Raw genomic sequence first — 13,825 nt, 5'->3', positions numbered from 1 at the left:
CCATTCTTAATACCAATGGTATCATGAATCTTCAGAGTGAGGAGGACCATTCTTCTTTTCAAGAGTTCAACCTGTTATAATCCTCCACACGTTGACTGTTGCTTTTCATTTAATTTAGTTGGATCAGATGAAGTTACAGATTCTAATCCATAACCTGTAGAGCTTATTTCTAAGTGCTCCTCTTTTCTTTTACCATCTATACTTAAGTTTTTACCAAAATGATCCTTTTCCAAAGTTTTCATTCCTTTCTAACTCCAAAGCACCTACCAACATGGTAGATGCTTTGGGTTCATTATTTTAGAAGTTTTGGTTTTGTGGTTGCTGTGATTTTGAAAAGACATTGTTATTTGCTGATTGATTCGGTTCTAATTTTCCCATCCCTTGCTGGATACGCATATCTTTAGGATTTGTTCCATGCATATAGGCTGGGCCTGGTTGTAATTGTGGTTTTTGTCCCATTGGCTCTGGGTGTTGGATATATTCAAAATTCGCTTGTCCATCTAGTGTTGGTCCATGTGCCCAGTTACCAGTGCTGCTGTCTTCTCCTTCAGAGAAGTTCATAAATGAGTAAGATACCTCTTGTTTCTCATACTCTTGGTTAAAGTTACTTGGTACAATCGCACCTTGTGTTTGTTCAATTTCTTCAATTGCTGCCATCCATTGGTTTTGGTGCATTGTATCACGCGCAATCAAGAATGATAACATATCTCTTACTCCAGGATCTGTTGTCATTTCGTATAAACGACAAACCTGAAGTCTACCTTGTGATTCCGCATTTAAATTAGCCCTGAAGTCTGCTAATAAGTTTCCACTTGCAATTGTATAGCGTGCTGTCCAAGGGAAGCCTACACTGTCATTTGGTTGTGCCCCAAGTCCGTTTACAATAGCGTGTTGAGGGTTCATTCCGCCTAAAACAGCTTCAACTGCAGGATCTTTTGCCCCCTGCTCTTGGTCTTGTACTGGTGCACCGTCAAGTAGTTGGGCAATCATTGTGGCGATCATTTCTACATGGGCAATTTCTTCTGTTGCAATATCCAAAATCATATCACGGTATTTTCCTTCAGCACGACAGTTCCAGCCTTGGAAAAGGTACTGCATCATAACTGACATTTCCCCATATTGTCCACCAAGGATTTCTTGTAATTTTTTTGCATATACCGGGTCTGGTTGACTTGGCTTTGCGTTATATTGCAGTTCCTTTACATGATAAAACATAAAATCTCTCCCTTTAAGAAAGTATCGTTAAATTAACTTACACTACTAGTGTGGGGATAGTAAGAAAAGATATAACGCCCAAATGTAACCAATACTTCATTAACTTAATCAATTACAATTTTCTCTATGTAAAGTTTGTTAATTTTTATAGAAATAAGAGGATTTTATATTTATTTAGCCGAATACAAACATTGCTTAGGTTTGAAATTAAAGATGAAAGCAAGGTTGTAATATGCTAAATGAATTTTTATTGAATTTACTTTTTATTTTGGTTGGAATCTTCCTTCAGCATCTTTGGTCAGAAAAAACAGGTCATCACCAAAATAAAGTTGTCATTGGTATGGCTTCTGCCATAACAATTACCCTTTGTATTCCTTTTCCCTTAGAAAGTTCATTTGTTGAGGATTTAAAGCTTATTCCTTATATAATCGGAGGGCTTTATGGCGGAATTGTTACTTCGACCATTTTATTTATTGTCATTGTTATCGTATTTACCTTCTTTTATGGTGTAACCGACACATACTTTTCCTTTTTAATTATGTATGGGGTATTAGGGTTAGTGTGTGGTTTCATGTCTTCCACTTTCTTGAATTCAAACATTTCAAAGAAGCTTGAGACGATGGTTTATGTTACTTTCGTTTTTACCATTTTTTTATTTGTGTTCACAAATAAAGAAGAAATAATCTCAATTCATACAATTATGATGTTATTCTCACCAACAGTCGCTATATTTGTTGTTGGTTATATATTTGAAAGCATTCGAGAAACAATCTCTCTAAGGCAAAAAATTATTAAAACTGAAAAATCTGAAGTAGTTAGTCAACTTGCTGCTAGTGTTTCTCATGAAGTGCGTAACCCCTTGACTGTTACAAGAGGATTTTTACAACTTGTGTTAGAAAGTGACACTATTGAGAAAGAGAAAAGAGATGAGTATATTAAGCTTGCAATTGATGAGCTTGACACTGCTTCAAACATTATTAATGATTATTTAACATTTGCAAAGCCGGCACCTGCCTATTGGGAGTTGCTTGATATAGGTATTCACCTTAAATATATTGAAGACATTATCTCCTCTTATGCGAATATGAACTCTGTAGTAATCGAATCAGATCTTGTAACATGTGTTATACAGGGCAACAAGCAACAATTTCAGCAATGTTTTTTAAACATCACCAAAAACTGTATAGAAGCTATGCCAGATGGTGGAACATTAAAAATATATACATCGATCTTAAATAAACACGTTTTAATTGAGATATCTGACACCGGAATTGGCATGTCACAAGAGCAAATCAATCGGATTGGGGAACCTTATTTTTCAACAAAGGAAAAAGGAACAGGACTAGGCATGATGGTCGTGTTTAGTATTATAAAGGGGATGAAGGGAAGCATTTCAATTGAAAGCAAGCAAGGGGTTGGAACAAAGTTTACGATAAAATTTCCGATTGCTGTACCTAGATAGACAGTGGCGTAGTCATGTAAATTGTAATACTACGCCTAACCTGTCATTGACTACATTCGTTATTCCTCACATATGTAAACGACTTTTAGCCTCATTTATAGCCTTTTCTATAAATGCATCTTTTCCTTTTAAGTCATTTAAACTCATATTACCCGATCGTAAACTTCCACTAATTTCATGGATATCTTCTGTAATAGATAAAGGAATTTGATCTTCTTCAATCATTTTACTTAATTCATCTGCAAGTTGTTTTTCTTGATTCATTTTGCACCACTCCTATTTTAAAGTCATTCTCCATTTTCTTTCTGATTCTCTTTGGTTGCGGTTATAAATATAATCAATTTTATCGATTACTTGAGCTCCTTTTGTCATAACCACAATGGTATAGATAACACTAAATAAAAAGCCAATAATTGAAAACCAATAGATTGTTTCGATTTGTTTTTCATTTCTGCGAACAGCTCGCAAAGCTTGTCCCCTCTTTCTATGAAATTTCATCTTGTCATAGTTTATCTAACAAGAGGGTTTCTATTCGTCATTAATATGGCATGAAGCCTTCTTGGCTAATCAATATTTGATCTGAAGAAAGTGATTGCTTTAACTTTTCTACTGCAACTTGATAGGTATATTTTCCGTACCAAGTATCTAATTCTTCAGTTTTGTACAATTCTCTTACATTCAATCTCTCACTTCTTTTACCTTGACTCCCATCACCTGAGTAATCATCAATAACAATTCGACTTACTAAGTTTGAAAGAATTTTTGGAAATTCATTTGTAAATGGTAGTACTGGTGCAACTGCTACTTGAACAGGCAAATTAGCCTCTTTAAGCTTTGAAATAGCTTTTAATCTTGCTTGTATTGGTGGTGCCTGCGGAGTGAAGCGCTTGCGAACATCATCATCGTCTGTTTCCACTGTTATACTAATCCTTAGCTTCTCCTGCAGTTTGTGAAACAAATCTATATCTCTGGTTACTAATGGACTTCTTGTTTGTACAAATAAAAAGTCTGGTGGGTTTTCAGCCATAGCCTCAAGTAACCCCCTTGTTATTTGTTCTTTATATTCAACAGGCTGATAGGGATCAGTACTTGAAGACATGAATATTGTTACAGGCTTGTCTCTTTTTCTTAAATTCATCATTTCACGAGAGAGTTTCTCGTGAGAATCTTGTTTCACATCAACCCATGACCCCCACTCCTGCTTCCGAAACAACCCTACCGGACTTTGCCTAACATAGCAATAAGAACAACCAAATGAGCAGCCGGCATAAGGATTCAATGAATGAGTATATCCATATAAGAAACCGCTTGTGGGAGTCAAAATTTTTTTAGGTATTTTATAATCAATGATTGGTTTCATATTTCACCACAGCTTTTATAGTCTAGGGTTTATCCTTTTGCTTGATTAATCATTTCAAATTGGCTTTTCGTTAGTCCTTGTGAAATGATATCTTGAATATTATTATAATCACCTGAAATAGATCCAAAGCCTTGAACTTGTTTTTTATGACTTGTAAAGTTATTCGGAAAATTGTTTCCTATATTCACACATGAGGCACCTTCCACTGTTCCGATATTTAAGTTGCGAATATTCATAATTGGCGCGGGAAACTTCATGCTAGACACCTCTTTCGATAGAATAATTCCTGTGCTCCCCATTTACGAAAATAGTAATTTCATTTTCCTTTTCTTTTTCCTCTTTATGTTTTTCTTCCTCTTTCTTTTTTTGCTTTTCTTTCTCGTTAACAACTGTTGGATTGAAGGTTGTGCCAATATTAAGAGAGCCACTGTTTTCTTTTACATCAACAGCATCAATATTAAACACTAACTCATTTAATGTTGGTTCGTTCATTGTAAGAGTCTCAATATTAATTGTATTTCCCTTATTTTGCAAAAGAGATTCAATTCGCGTTAATTTGCTATTTATTTCCTCTATATTTTTTAACAAATCATCTATTTTGCTCATTTCCTTCAACTCAATTCGTATTTTGTAACGATTTATTCTGTATTTACATAGGTTGTTATATACCATAAGGATGGAGGGGTAACATGCCAAATTCAATCATCTTTAATACAATTGCTATTAACGCACAAGAAACAAACGCTGGTTTGTTTATCGGCCAAAATAATGCGAACGGTTGGGATTCACATAATAAAAATATCTTTTCGATTGGTTTAATTTTAGGAGCTTTTAATACATTTCCTGCGAACTATAATGTAATTTTAGATAATGATGCAATTGACACGCCTATTATGGCAAATGAAGTGATTCCGGCACCAGGAATGCAAGTGTAGGTGAACTTTTATGAGCTATTCTAGTCCATTTGTACAATTTGATGCGATTAAAGTATATGTAATTGATACGAACTCAGGAATATTTGTTGGTACAAATACACAATTAAATTGGACTTCTTCCTCAGACCGAAAAAATGGATTTGGTTCAATTTATGGCAATTTTAATAAAGCTTCTGAAAATTTCATTTTGTTTAAAGATGACGATGTGATCGATACACCTATTAACAGAAGATAAATGCTGAATAGTATTAATTGTATAAATCAATTAGTACTATTCAGTAACAAAACCTTGATCAATTATTTGATCATGCTTTGACATACCTATGTTTTTACCCACTTTGTTAAAATTACCGTCAACAGTGCCAAACCCCGCCGTTTCTTTACTATAGTGCGAAAAGTCCTTCTGTAGGTTTTTTCCCGAAAAAACACCTGAAGTTGATCCTACCTCTTGAATCTTAAGTTCACCTATTTTTATATTTACCACTGAATTGTCACCCCTAGTTATTCATTGAAAAACTCAATTGGAACAGTAACATCTTCTGATGAGGTACGACCTGAAGTTGGAATATTGATTTGAAGAATACCTTGACGGTAAGAAGCTTTTAATTGCTGATATATAGCATTAGAAGGCATTTTAATCTTCTTTCTAAAAGATCCATAAAACCTTTCTTGTTGGAGATACTCATAGTGTGGAACTTCAATATTTGGAATCTCACCTTGAATGACTAGGTATGGGTCTTGCAGGAAAATTTTTATATCTTGATGCGTTTTTATTCCTGGTATATCCATAATAATAACCATTTCTACCTCAGACTGAAGGATATCTGCTCGAGGTCCAATTAAAGGGTATGCATCCGAAAGGACATCCCAAAAATCTTCCCCTAATACTTTCTGTGCTTCTTGAAAGGTATTAAAATTTTTGTTGTGTTTTTTCATTCAATTCCCTCTTTTACCTTTTATCATCATGTTTATGATGATAATTGATATTTATGTGAGCATATCAGTTATTTTTCATTTATAAGAGAAGTCACAAAAAAGAAGCCTAGGGCCTCTTTTTTAAAATTTATCTTAACAGCCTTTTTAACAGAAACCCAACTATTAATCCCGGAATAACAGCTAAAATGGGTAGCCAAACCGGACCAAATATTATTCCGAAAATTTTAAACTTAGATGAATAAATCAGTCCAACTGTAACAAAATAGCCTGCGAACACAAAAGGTAAAAAAGAGTATTTCCCTTGTTCACCAGCAGCATCTTTGTAAGCATCCCAAATACTGAAGAAATACAAACAAGGGTAAAACATAAGCCATTGATAATTTGTATTATAGATCGCTTTTTCAATTTCTCCGTGAAAACTATTTATGATAATCGTATTAAAATTTGCTTGAACATTAATAATGATTTCTAACGCAACAAGGGTAATGCCTTTAATATATTTCTTATTAAGTAGTTGCCCTAATCCAGGCAATGCAACACTCCAAAAAATTGCTTCTATTTTATTCACACACGTCTAACCCTTCTCAACATTTTCAATTAGAAAACTAAGAACACCTCACACCTAACTATTTCATCAATTCATTCCGATCAACTGCATGTGGTGGACGCTCCATCCACTTATGTTTAATCAGTAAGCTTGCCCCATTCTCTGCAAATAAACCAACCTCTCCTAATAACTTGGAATATTCTGCAGCAATATCACGTCTCGGACTTCCTGCTATAGCTGTTCCATAATTCCCCATACCCGCAGCAGACATCATAGATACTTGAAACATCATCAATTTATCTGAAAAAGGAGGTTCTTTTGTCACTAGCACATAAGCATCCCATGGAGTTGGAGCAGGAAGATCATCATGTTTTAAATATTTACTCATAATTTCTGTATGTTTATTTGCTAATTTTTTTCCTTCCCTCATATACCTTCGCACATCTTCAGTCCGAGCAACCTGTCCGAATGCTGTTACTAAAGTGCCTCCAAGGAAATTTGTTTGTAAATTTGCATGAAAATTTGTAATCTCCATCGCCGTTAAAGGTCTTTGTTCACCAATCCAACCAGCTAAAAAGTGTTGCTTTTCAACCATGTCTACTTCTTTTAAGTAAGGTATGTAAGGTGTTCTCACTTGTAATCCTTTAGACAACATAATTTTTGTTACATCATTGAATAATTCCATTGTTGAGGAGATACAAGACATAAAATGTTCTCTTATATCATTTCGAAATGTATGTGGAAGTAAGGTACTATAAGTTACAAGTGCTCCCTTTGTCATTTGTTTCGTATAAAAAAGGAGAAATTCATCTATAAACAATTTCGGTGCTTTTATATCAACATCTTTTTCAGTAAATCCTTCAGGTAATGCATGTTCCTCTTCCTTAAAGATCTTCGTTACAACTTCAATATGCTGTTGAGCTAAATCTAATGCATGTTCTAAAACAGTTTTTATTTCATGATCCTCGACATGAGCTAAAAAATATTTATACACACAAACAAACATACTATATGATACATAGTTAGTCCAAAGTCCTCCAATTTCAGAAGCTGTTAACCGCAAATGATGTGACTCCATTCTAAAAACCTCCGTTTCTAATAACTATTCGTAGTTTAACCAGCCATGTAAAAAGTATTTACTTTGCAGAAAAAGTGAAATATGTAAAAAGGTAAGCCATAAAAAATGGCTTACCTTTGTTCTTATCGTGATTCTTTTTCGTAACCTTCTCTTTTCACTTCAACATCTTTACCGTTTACATCATCAATAACAGGGTGTATTTCACCTTCCATATATGCATCAGAAGCTTGTTCATGAGTTGTCGCTATTCCAGCAGATAATGTATCAGTTGCTTGATAGTCTTTCACATCATAAATCTTCCCTGCAAGATCTTTAGTGTTTTCGTTTGCTTTATTAACCGTCATTCCTAAACACTCCTTCATTATAAATCTTTATGAGCGATTTTCTTTTTTTGATATATCATGATTTGGATTTGTTTGGTTTCCTGTTGATGCTTCATAGCCAACATTATAGGTAACGTCTTGTTGTTCTTGTAATGCTTGCGGCATTTTGTATTGATCGGCATCTTGTTGAAACTGTTTATTGTTTTCTTTCATGATGATCTCCTTTTCCTCTTAGCTCTTTTAAGAAACACTTTCTATAAGACCTTCAAAACTCATTATGTCCAATGCAAAAAAATCCATGTACAAAATTAAACTACCTATTTTTCATATACGTCTCAATGTTAAATTGATGGCTTAAACATCAAAAAAAGAGCAGAACTGCTCTTTTTTTGTATATGTAAATCAAACTTCCTATGACTTAAACTGATCATCAGGATGTAAATTATTTTGCATATATTCCTGAACGTTCTTAATTTGATCAACAGTTGCAAGTTCTGTTTTATACCATCCTTTTTCATCCATTAACTGATATAACTCATAATGATTTTTGGATGCAGTATCAAAACATTCGGTATAGATATCCCGAAGTTCCTTATGAGTAGTTTCCAACATCGTACTGCTTAAGCTTCGGCATCTTCCTTTTTCTAGCTCCAAACAAAGTTGTACCATTTCACGATCCGTTAATCCTCGTCCTTCTATATTGTTAGGCATTGTAAAATCTCCTTTATTGCATCATTTTTGATTGATTAAAGTGCTGTGATAAGTCTGCAACTTTTAGCTGATGTTGCTCTGCCATTTGCTCTAATGACTTTTTTAAGTTTTCATCTTCACAAAGAGAAGCACACCAGTTCATTGTTTTTGCTGTAATTTCTTCCGCTCTAATTTCATCTTCTATAAAAGATAATTCCTTCATTGTTAGCTGTTTCATGTATAGTCACTCCTACTTTAAAGTCCTTCTCTTACGTTAGTATTTATCTTTATTTTTATTATTATCCATAATGATGTGAATTTGGATGCAATTTCTAACATAAGGGATATCAATATTGATGATATTAAGAGGGCAAAGATTGGAGGAAAAAATAAGTGAACCATTTAAAAGCTCTGGCGATAAAATCTGTTGTGTCATTTCTTTTACTTTTTGTGGTGCTTGGCTTGCTATTTCAATATTCCTTTTCAGTTATATTAGGACTTACCCTAATTTTAGGCTTGGTATCTTATATATTAGGAGATTTAATGCTTTTACCGAGAACTTCAAACTTCACAGCAACAATTTCTGATTTTGCCATTGCAATGTTACTTACATGGTTTTACCTAGCGACAATCACGACCTATGCGACTAATGTGTTTATTGCATCACTTATCACAGCAATTGGAGTTGCTTTATTTGAGAGCGTCTTCCATCGATATATGAGAAAAAACGTTCTATATGAAAAAGAAAGCCGTGTGAACATAGGAAATCTACGTTACAATACTGAAGTATCAGAAGAAATTTCCCCAGATTATCAAAAATTAAAGGAAGATTAAAACCTAATCGAAATGATTAGGTTTTTTGCATCATATACAGGCAACACAATTTCAGTTCTGCATACATTACAATGAAGCATGAACGTTAGGGGGATTTACTAAATGTTTGCAGAAAACCGGATAAATGTAGGAAAGTATCAGATGAACGTTCGTCATTATCATCACGAAAACTGTAAAGAAGTAGTTGTACTTATACATGGAATTCCAACTAATTCTCATTTATGGGATCGCGTTATTCCCTATTTAAAGAAAAATTACTCCGTACTCGCTGTTGAACTTATAGGCTATGGGAAATCAGATCGTGGACCTTATGAAGACCTAACTCTTCCAAAACAGGCTACTTATATTCTTCGTGCGCTTGATCAACTGCATATTCCCTCAGCACACTTTGTTGGCCATGATCTTGGAGGAGGAATTGTTCAAATCTTGGCTGTCACTCATCCTGAGCGCGTAAAAAGTATTGTTGTCATTGATGGCGTCTGCTTCTCAAATTGGCCTCTTCCAAAAGTAGTATCCATTCGTTATCCTGTTGCTGAAGAGTTTTTCCCTTCACCATTATTTATTGAAAGAATGTTAAGAGAAGGCGTTTATTATCCTTCTATGTTAACTCCGGAATTACTTAAAATGTTTATTCTTCCGTTTGATACACCAACTGGACCAACAGAGCTTCAACAAGCTTCACTTGCATTAGACCATCATCAAACAGAAAATCTTGTTCCTTATTTACCACATATTAAATGTCCTGCTACATTTTTATGGGGACAACATGACCGATATTTGGTACCATACTGGGGATTCTTACTACACAAAACTGTTCCAAATTCAACATTTAAACTTATCCCAAATGCCAGTCACTATTCAATGATTGACCAACCTAGTATTGTTTCAAAGGAACTATTGCTGCATCTTTCACGTGCTTCCTTAGGGTATCCTAGAGAGTTAGAAGCCTAGCATAAAGTGAGTAAAACGTGGACCACTTGATTCAGGAGTTGGATTAAGAGAAACTCTTGGATCTCTCTGGTCTATTATGATGAATTTAATTATTACCAAGTAAATTTTGATCTAAAACTTCAGGATCAACACCATTTGTTATACTCTGACCATTCATAACTAATTGAAAGTCCCCAACTCCCCCACCACCTGATCCTGTTATGGCTTTTTCGATGCTTTTAGGTGAAATGCAATACGAATCACCAAAATTAATCACTCCACCACTAACACTATCAATTTTTAAATTTTTAATAATACATGGCATTTAGCTAGCCTCCTCTCATTAAAGCTTTTACGCTATTGTATGGTGTTTATGTATAATGTTGTGGACACGTCCCTATTCAATGAAAAGATAGACGAAGTTTTTCATACATGAAATGGTTACTTTACACAAAGCATAAGGTGAAGCAAATTCCGCAAAAATGGAGGGTATATCATTGAAAAATGTTCGTTACTTAATACAAGATGAATTTCAAGCAAACCAAGTTGCAGAAGATCTCAAAGTACAACTTGATATAAACAGAATGGAAACGATTCAAATCACAAGTGTAGAAAGTCGCAATGAGGTAATTGTACAAATTCCTGAAGCAAATGACTCAGTAGAAGAGGTTTTATCAGGCTTTATGAGGGGTTATCAAAAAGGAATGATTCTTGAATAAAAGAAAACTTGGCTTATTGCCTAGTCCCTTTGGTGTCAGCGTAATTTTCCTTATATTTGCCGAAATAATAAAAAAGGTTGCCAGGGCAACCTTTTTTCTACTTCTTAGCACCAAGCTGCTCCTACAATGATAAGAAGAATAAATAAAACAACAATCAACACAAATGGATTTACTCCTGGAGATGCAACTGGTGCATATCCATATCCACATCCATAGTTACAACCAAAGCCCATGTCATTTCCTCCTTTTCATTTACTAAACCATATCTTTTTGTAGATACTGTTTTACTTATACATATGTTAGAAGGCTTATTTACGTAATAGATATATACCTAATATGACTTATAAATTCAATAAAAAACAGCCCATAAAATGGACTGTTAACCTCTAAAATTCTGGTAAAGAATCTAAGTTATTACTTTTATCACCATCAGGCTCGCTACGAAGAATGTCACGCCCATACTTATGAAAAACATCAACATGTGCTAGCTTACCGCCTTTTGCCTCTGAAAGTGCTTGCATATAGTCTAACTGTCTACCCGATTCTGTTTGAAATGCAATTAAATCGCCATCATCGTTTTTTCTTACTGCAATGATTTTCTCTTGATTCATCTTCATATCATTTGATATTTCAACATTCGTTTCCTCTAGATCTGCTTGATTTTTGTATTGATTAAACACTTGTTCGAAACGATCCATCACATTATCACCTCATGTTTCTTATTTCCATTTGAAGTGATTTTATTCTTGCTACTACATTTTTTCTACATTCACACGACCTGAAAAGAACACTGCACCTCCACCCATATCAGCAATACGATCTGGAGTTAACGCATTCACCATATGGTTTTTGCCTTTCATATCTGACCATAATCCTTGGCTCACAACAACACCTGGTAAAACTTGTTCACCAACTGAAGCAGGTAATTCACATTCGCCTCGCTGATTCCAAATTCGCACAGTATCACCATCATTTATACCAAGTCTTTCTGCATCAAGAGAATTCATGAAAAGTTTTGATGTTTTTTCGAGCTTCATATGTTTATCTTGATGAGAAAATGTAGAGTTTAAGAAATTATGATTTGGTCCAGGGACAAATAAAAACGGAAAATCACTTTCTTCAAAAATCGGGATATAAGTAGGTAAAGGTGGATAACCCTCTTCCTCCATCTGATGAGAATATAATTCGATCTTTCCTGAAGGTGTTTTTAAATTATCTAACAAATGACTAGTTCTATTTGCTTTTATATAACTGTGTTTCTTTAATTTTTCATAGGTTACATGCTCTAAGTAAGGATTGTTTGTTTGATTTAACGATTGTTTAATTAATTCCACATCATCGTCCTTAAAATCCGATTCATCGAATTCCATCGCTTTCGCAAGCATTCGAAAAACATCAGTATTCGATTTACTTTCACCAATAGGACGGATAACTGGCTCCTGCAGATGTATGTAATGATGCCAATAGGACGTATAAAAATCAATGTTCTCAAAGGCAGAAGTAGCCGGTAAAACAATGTCAGCATACATAGCAGTTTCTGTTATAAACAAATCATGAACAACCGTAAACAAATCTTCTCTTTCTAATCCCTTTCTTACCTTGTTCACATCTGGTGCAACAACAGCTGGATTCGTGCCATATACAAACAATGACTGAACAGGGGAATTCATGTCTAATAGTGCTTTTCCTAATTGATTCATATTAATTGTTCTCGTTTGTTGCTTTAATAAATCAGGTCGTTGCAATGAATTCGTGTTAAAAGCTAAAAATGCTGAATTTCCTTTAATGGCACCGCCACCCTTTACTAACCACTGACCTGTTAAAGCAGGTAAACAAGCAATCGTACGAACTATCATTCCACCATTATCATGATGTTGTAGACCATTTCCAATTCGAATCATCGATGGAGAGATTTCCCCATACATTCGGGCTAATGAATAAATTTCTTCTTCAGGAACTCCTGTTATGCTCGAAACAAGTTTGGGTTCATATGATTGCACATGTTCCTCTAATTCTTTAAAGCCAATAGTATATCGTTCTAAAAATGATCGGTCTACTAGATTTTCTTTATAAAGAATATGCATAATTCCTAGCGCTAGTGCTCCATCTGTTCCTGGTAATATAGGAATAAACCAATCTGCCATTTTCCCAGTTTGATTTTTATGAACATCAATCACAATGATTTTAGCACCGTTTTTCCTTGCTTTCTGAGCAATCATCATTTGGTGCATGTTCGTACTAACTGCATTGATTCCCCACATAATAAATAACTTAGTATCTGTCATGTCTTCAGGATCAGTTCCATAGCTGCCACCCATTGTATAACGATAGCCCTTTGAACCAGCTACTGAACATATCGTTCTGTCAAGCTGACTTGCACCAAGTCGATTGAAAAAACGTCGATCCATTCCCTCTGAATTAATTCTTCCCATATTTCCGTAAAAACTATATGGTAAAATGGATTCAGCTCCCGCGTCAGAAATGATATTTTTCCACCTGGTAGCAATCGTATCAATGGCTTCCTTCCAGGTGATGGGCTCGAAACAACCTTCTCCTTTTTTACCTACTCGTTTGAGAGGAGATTGAAGTCTATTAGCATCATAGATTCTCTCTCCCATATGGCGAACTTTATTACAAATGGCGCCTTTTGTTACTGGATGGTCAGGATCTCCTTCAATTTTCGTGATTCGACCGTCTTTTTTATGAAGAAGCAATCCGCACTGATCTGGACAATCAAGTGAGCAAACAGAAGGCACAATCCCATTTTCTATGTTTTTATATGACTCCATATCTTCA

At 34.7% G+C, this 13,825-nt stretch carries 25 protein-coding genes; 6 read left to right on the top strand and 19 right to left on the bottom strand.

The window, feature by feature from the left end; genetic code table 11:
* Positions 1–74 precede the first annotated feature (74 nt).
* Together ACEWK1_RS09055 and ACEWK1_RS09050 are read right to left on the bottom strand one after the other, a co-directional pair.
* On the bottom strand, positions 75–242 hold the full coding sequence (locus tag ACEWK1_RS09055) for a hypothetical protein (protein ID WP_212134042.1): 168 nt from the start codon (positions 240–242) through the stop codon (positions 75–77).
* 55 nt (positions 243–297) lie between these two features.
* Entirely contained in the window at positions 298–1,215 is a 918-nt protein-coding gene (locus ACEWK1_RS09050) for a manganese catalase family protein (RefSeq protein ID WP_121662279.1), read from the bottom strand.
* 232 nt (positions 1,216–1,447) lie between these two features.
* Here ACEWK1_RS09050 and ACEWK1_RS09045 point away from each other — a divergent pair, with 232 nt between their 5' ends.
* Positions 1,448–2,677, top strand: a complete 1,230-nt coding sequence (locus tag ACEWK1_RS09045) for a sensor histidine kinase (protein ID WP_212134044.1) — start codon at positions 1,448–1,450, stop codon at positions 2,675–2,677.
* A 66-nt stretch (positions 2,678–2,743) separates the two neighbouring features.
* Here ACEWK1_RS09045 and ACEWK1_RS09040 read toward each other — a convergent pair whose 3' ends face one another.
* The 5 genes from ACEWK1_RS09040 to ACEWK1_RS09020 form a co-directional block, all read right to left on the bottom strand.
* Entirely contained in the window at positions 2,744–2,941 is a 198-nt protein-coding gene (locus tag ACEWK1_RS09040) for a hypothetical protein (RefSeq protein ID WP_121662281.1), read from the bottom strand.
* 12 nt (positions 2,942–2,953) lie between these two features.
* Positions 2,954–3,145 carry a hypothetical protein gene (locus ACEWK1_RS09035; RefSeq protein WP_121662282.1) on the bottom strand — a complete coding sequence of 64 codons (192 nt, stop codon included), beginning with the start codon at positions 3,143–3,145 and terminating at the stop codon, positions 2,954–2,956.
* Between the two features lie 70 nt (positions 3,146–3,215).
* Entirely contained in the window at positions 3,216–4,037 is an 822-nt protein-coding gene (locus ACEWK1_RS09030; protein WP_212134045.1) for an SPL family radical SAM protein, read from the bottom strand.
* A gap of 29 nt (positions 4,038–4,066) precedes the next feature.
* Positions 4,067–4,294: a hypothetical protein gene (locus ACEWK1_RS09025; RefSeq protein ID WP_121662284.1), complete on the bottom strand. Its 228-nt coding sequence runs from the start codon at positions 4,292–4,294 to the stop codon at positions 4,067–4,069.
* 1 nt (position 4,295) lies between these two features.
* Positions 4,296–4,643 (bottom strand): hypothetical protein, encoded by a 348-nt coding sequence (locus ACEWK1_RS09020; RefSeq protein WP_212134046.1) that lies wholly within the window; start codon positions 4,641–4,643, stop codon positions 4,296–4,298.
* An 83-nt stretch (positions 4,644–4,726) separates the two neighbouring features.
* Between ACEWK1_RS09020 and ACEWK1_RS09015 the strand changes: the two genes are divergently transcribed.
* Both ACEWK1_RS09015 and ACEWK1_RS09010 read left to right on the top strand, forming a co-directional pair.
* Positions 4,727–4,972: a hypothetical protein gene (locus tag ACEWK1_RS09015; RefSeq protein WP_121662286.1), complete on the top strand. Its 246-nt coding sequence runs from the start codon at positions 4,727–4,729 to the stop codon at positions 4,970–4,972.
* Positions 4,973–4,982: 10 nt separating this feature from the next.
* Positions 4,983–5,207, top strand: coding sequence for a hypothetical protein (locus tag ACEWK1_RS09010; protein ID WP_121662287.1), 225 nt, complete (start codon positions 4,983–4,985; stop codon positions 5,205–5,207).
* A 36-nt stretch (positions 5,208–5,243) separates the two neighbouring features.
* On the opposite strand, the gene ACEWK1_RS09005 is transcribed toward ACEWK1_RS09010, so the two are convergent.
* The 8 genes from ACEWK1_RS09005 to ACEWK1_RS08970 form a co-directional block, all read right to left on the bottom strand.
* Positions 5,244–5,456 (bottom strand): hypothetical protein, encoded by a 213-nt coding sequence (locus tag ACEWK1_RS09005; protein ID WP_212134047.1) that lies wholly within the window; start codon positions 5,454–5,456, stop codon positions 5,244–5,246.
* Between the two features lie 17 nt (positions 5,457–5,473).
* Positions 5,474–5,908 carry an Hsp20/alpha crystallin family protein gene (locus ACEWK1_RS09000; protein ID WP_212134048.1) on the bottom strand — a complete coding sequence of 145 codons (435 nt, stop codon included), beginning with the start codon at positions 5,906–5,908 and terminating at the stop codon, positions 5,474–5,476.
* A gap of 127 nt (positions 5,909–6,035) precedes the next feature.
* A complete protein-coding gene (locus ACEWK1_RS08995) occupies positions 6,036–6,476 on the bottom strand; it encodes a hypothetical protein (RefSeq protein WP_121662290.1) in 441 nt (146 codons plus the stop codon).
* 58 nt (positions 6,477–6,534) lie between these two features.
* On the bottom strand, positions 6,535–7,533 hold the full coding sequence (locus ACEWK1_RS08990) for a DUF3231 family protein (RefSeq protein ID WP_212134049.1): 999 nt from the start codon (positions 7,531–7,533) through the stop codon (positions 6,535–6,537).
* 122 nt (positions 7,534–7,655) lie between these two features.
* On the bottom strand, positions 7,656–7,877 hold the full coding sequence (locus ACEWK1_RS08985) for a YozQ family protein (RefSeq protein WP_121662292.1): 222 nt from the start codon (positions 7,875–7,877) through the stop codon (positions 7,656–7,658).
* Between the two features lie 27 nt (positions 7,878–7,904).
* Positions 7,905–8,069, bottom strand: a complete 165-nt coding sequence (locus ACEWK1_RS08980) for a hypothetical protein (RefSeq protein WP_162987381.1) — start codon at positions 8,067–8,069, stop codon at positions 7,905–7,907.
* A 198-nt stretch (positions 8,070–8,267) separates the two neighbouring features.
* A complete protein-coding gene (locus ACEWK1_RS08975; RefSeq protein WP_121662293.1) occupies positions 8,268–8,567 on the bottom strand; it encodes a spore coat protein in 300 nt (99 codons plus the stop codon).
* 13 nt (positions 8,568–8,580) lie between these two features.
* On the bottom strand, positions 8,581–8,784 hold the full coding sequence (locus tag ACEWK1_RS08970; RefSeq protein ID WP_212134050.1) for a hypothetical protein: 204 nt from the start codon (positions 8,782–8,784) through the stop codon (positions 8,581–8,583).
* A 155-nt stretch (positions 8,785–8,939) separates the two neighbouring features.
* On the opposite strand from ACEWK1_RS08970, the gene ACEWK1_RS08965 reads away from it, so the two are divergent.
* Positions 8,940–9,380 (top strand): DUF2512 family protein, encoded by a 441-nt coding sequence (locus tag ACEWK1_RS08965; protein WP_121662295.1) that lies wholly within the window; start codon positions 8,940–8,942, stop codon positions 9,378–9,380.
* Positions 9,381–9,482: 102 nt separating this feature from the next.
* Positions 9,483–10,331, top strand: a complete 849-nt coding sequence (locus ACEWK1_RS08960) for an alpha/beta fold hydrolase (RefSeq protein WP_121662296.1) — start codon at positions 9,483–9,485, stop codon at positions 10,329–10,331.
* An 85-nt stretch (positions 10,332–10,416) separates the two neighbouring features.
* On the opposite strand, the gene ACEWK1_RS08955 is transcribed toward ACEWK1_RS08960, so the two are convergent.
* A complete protein-coding gene (locus ACEWK1_RS08955; RefSeq protein WP_121662297.1) occupies positions 10,417–10,635 on the bottom strand; it encodes a spore germination protein in 219 nt (72 codons plus the stop codon).
* Positions 10,636–10,807: 172 nt separating this feature from the next.
* Between ACEWK1_RS08955 and ACEWK1_RS08950 the strand changes: the two genes are divergently transcribed.
* A complete protein-coding gene (locus ACEWK1_RS08950) occupies positions 10,808–11,029 on the top strand; it encodes a hypothetical protein (RefSeq protein WP_121662298.1) in 222 nt (73 codons plus the stop codon).
* 104 nt (positions 11,030–11,133) lie between these two features.
* Here ACEWK1_RS08950 and ACEWK1_RS08945 read toward each other — a convergent pair whose 3' ends face one another.
* From ACEWK1_RS08945 to ACEWK1_RS08935, 3 genes are all read right to left on the bottom strand, one after another.
* A complete protein-coding gene (locus ACEWK1_RS08945; RefSeq protein WP_121662299.1) occupies positions 11,134–11,262 on the bottom strand; it encodes a YjcZ family sporulation protein in 129 nt (42 codons plus the stop codon).
* A 153-nt stretch (positions 11,263–11,415) separates the two neighbouring features.
* On the bottom strand, positions 11,416–11,727 hold the full coding sequence (locus ACEWK1_RS08940; protein WP_212134051.1) for a DUF3892 domain-containing protein: 312 nt from the start codon (positions 11,725–11,727) through the stop codon (positions 11,416–11,418).
* Between the two features lie 54 nt (positions 11,728–11,781).
* Positions 11,782–13,818: a molybdopterin-containing oxidoreductase family protein gene (locus tag ACEWK1_RS08935; RefSeq protein ID WP_121662301.1), complete on the bottom strand. Its 2,037-nt coding sequence runs from the start codon at positions 13,816–13,818 to the stop codon at positions 11,782–11,784.
* Positions 13,819–13,825 lie beyond the last annotated feature (7 nt).

It is taken from the genome of Metabacillus sp. YM-086 (genome assembly GCF_048059995.1).
Lineage (GTDB): Bacteria > Bacillota > Bacilli > Bacillales > Bacillaceae > Metabacillus > Metabacillus litoralis_B.
Note: the sequence above shows the minus strand (reverse complement) of the source record. Positions and strands in the feature narration are given on the sequence as shown.

Bases quoted from the DNA above. Each gene is read 5' to 3' on its own strand.
- ACEWK1_RS08940 (WP_212134051.1), bottom strand. From the start codon at position 11,727: ATGGATCGTTTCGAACAAGTGTTTAATCAATACAAAAATCAAGCAGAT.
- ACEWK1_RS09030 (WP_212134045.1), bottom strand. From the start codon at position 4,037: ATGAAACCAATCATTGATTATAAAATACCTAAAAAAATTTTGACTCCC.
- ACEWK1_RS09010 (WP_121662287.1), top strand. From the start codon at position 4,983: ATGAGCTATTCTAGTCCATTTGTACAATTTGATGCGATTAAAGTATAT.
- ACEWK1_RS08990 (WP_212134049.1), bottom strand. From the start codon at position 7,533: ATGGAGTCACATCATTTGCGGTTAACAGCTTCTGAAATTGGAGGACTT.
- ACEWK1_RS09020 (WP_212134046.1), bottom strand. From the start codon at position 4,643: ATGAGCAAAATAGATGATTTGTTAAAAAATATAGAGGAAATAAATAGC.
- ACEWK1_RS09025 (WP_121662284.1), bottom strand. From the start codon at position 4,294: ATGAAGTTTCCCGCGCCAATTATGAATATTCGCAACTTAAATATCGGA.
- ACEWK1_RS08985 (WP_121662292.1), bottom strand. From the start codon at position 7,877: ATGACGGTTAATAAAGCAAACGAAAACACTAAAGATCTTGCAGGGAAG.
- ACEWK1_RS09040 (WP_121662281.1), bottom strand. From the start codon at position 2,941: ATGAATCAAGAAAAACAACTTGCAGATGAATTAAGTAAAATGATTGAA.
- ACEWK1_RS08935 (WP_121662301.1), bottom strand. From the start codon at position 13,818: ATGGAGTCATATAAAAACATAGAAAATGGGATTGTGCCTTCTGTTTGC.
- ACEWK1_RS09000 (WP_212134048.1), bottom strand. From the start codon at position 5,908: ATGAAAAAACACAACAAAAATTTTAATACCTTTCAAGAAGCACAGAAA.
- ACEWK1_RS08975 (WP_121662293.1), bottom strand. From the start codon at position 8,567: ATGCCTAACAATATAGAAGGACGAGGATTAACGGATCGTGAAATGGTA.
- ACEWK1_RS08970 (WP_212134050.1), bottom strand. From the start codon at position 8,784: ATGAAACAGCTAACAATGAAGGAATTATCTTTTATAGAAGATGAAATT.
- ACEWK1_RS08955 (WP_121662297.1), bottom strand. From the start codon at position 10,635: ATGCCATGTATTATTAAAAATTTAAAAATTGATAGTGTTAGTGGTGGA.
- ACEWK1_RS08980 (WP_162987381.1), bottom strand. From the start codon at position 8,069: ATGAAAGAAAACAATAAACAGTTTCAACAAGATGCCGATCAATACAAA.
- ACEWK1_RS08945 (WP_121662299.1), bottom strand. From the start codon at position 11,262: ATGGGCTTTGGTTGTAACTATGGATGTGGATATGGATATGCACCAGTT.
- ACEWK1_RS09045 (WP_212134044.1), top strand. From the start codon at position 1,448: ATGCTAAATGAATTTTTATTGAATTTACTTTTTATTTTGGTTGGAATC.
- ACEWK1_RS09015 (WP_121662286.1), top strand. From the start codon at position 4,727: ATGCCAAATTCAATCATCTTTAATACAATTGCTATTAACGCACAAGAA.
- ACEWK1_RS09055 (WP_212134042.1), bottom strand. From the start codon at position 242: ATGAAAACTTTGGAAAAGGATCATTTTGGTAAAAACTTAAGTATAGAT.
- ACEWK1_RS08960 (WP_121662296.1), top strand. From the start codon at position 9,483: ATGTTTGCAGAAAACCGGATAAATGTAGGAAAGTATCAGATGAACGTT.
- ACEWK1_RS09050 (WP_121662279.1), bottom strand. From the start codon at position 1,215: ATGTTTTATCATGTAAAGGAACTGCAATATAACGCAAAGCCAAGTCAA.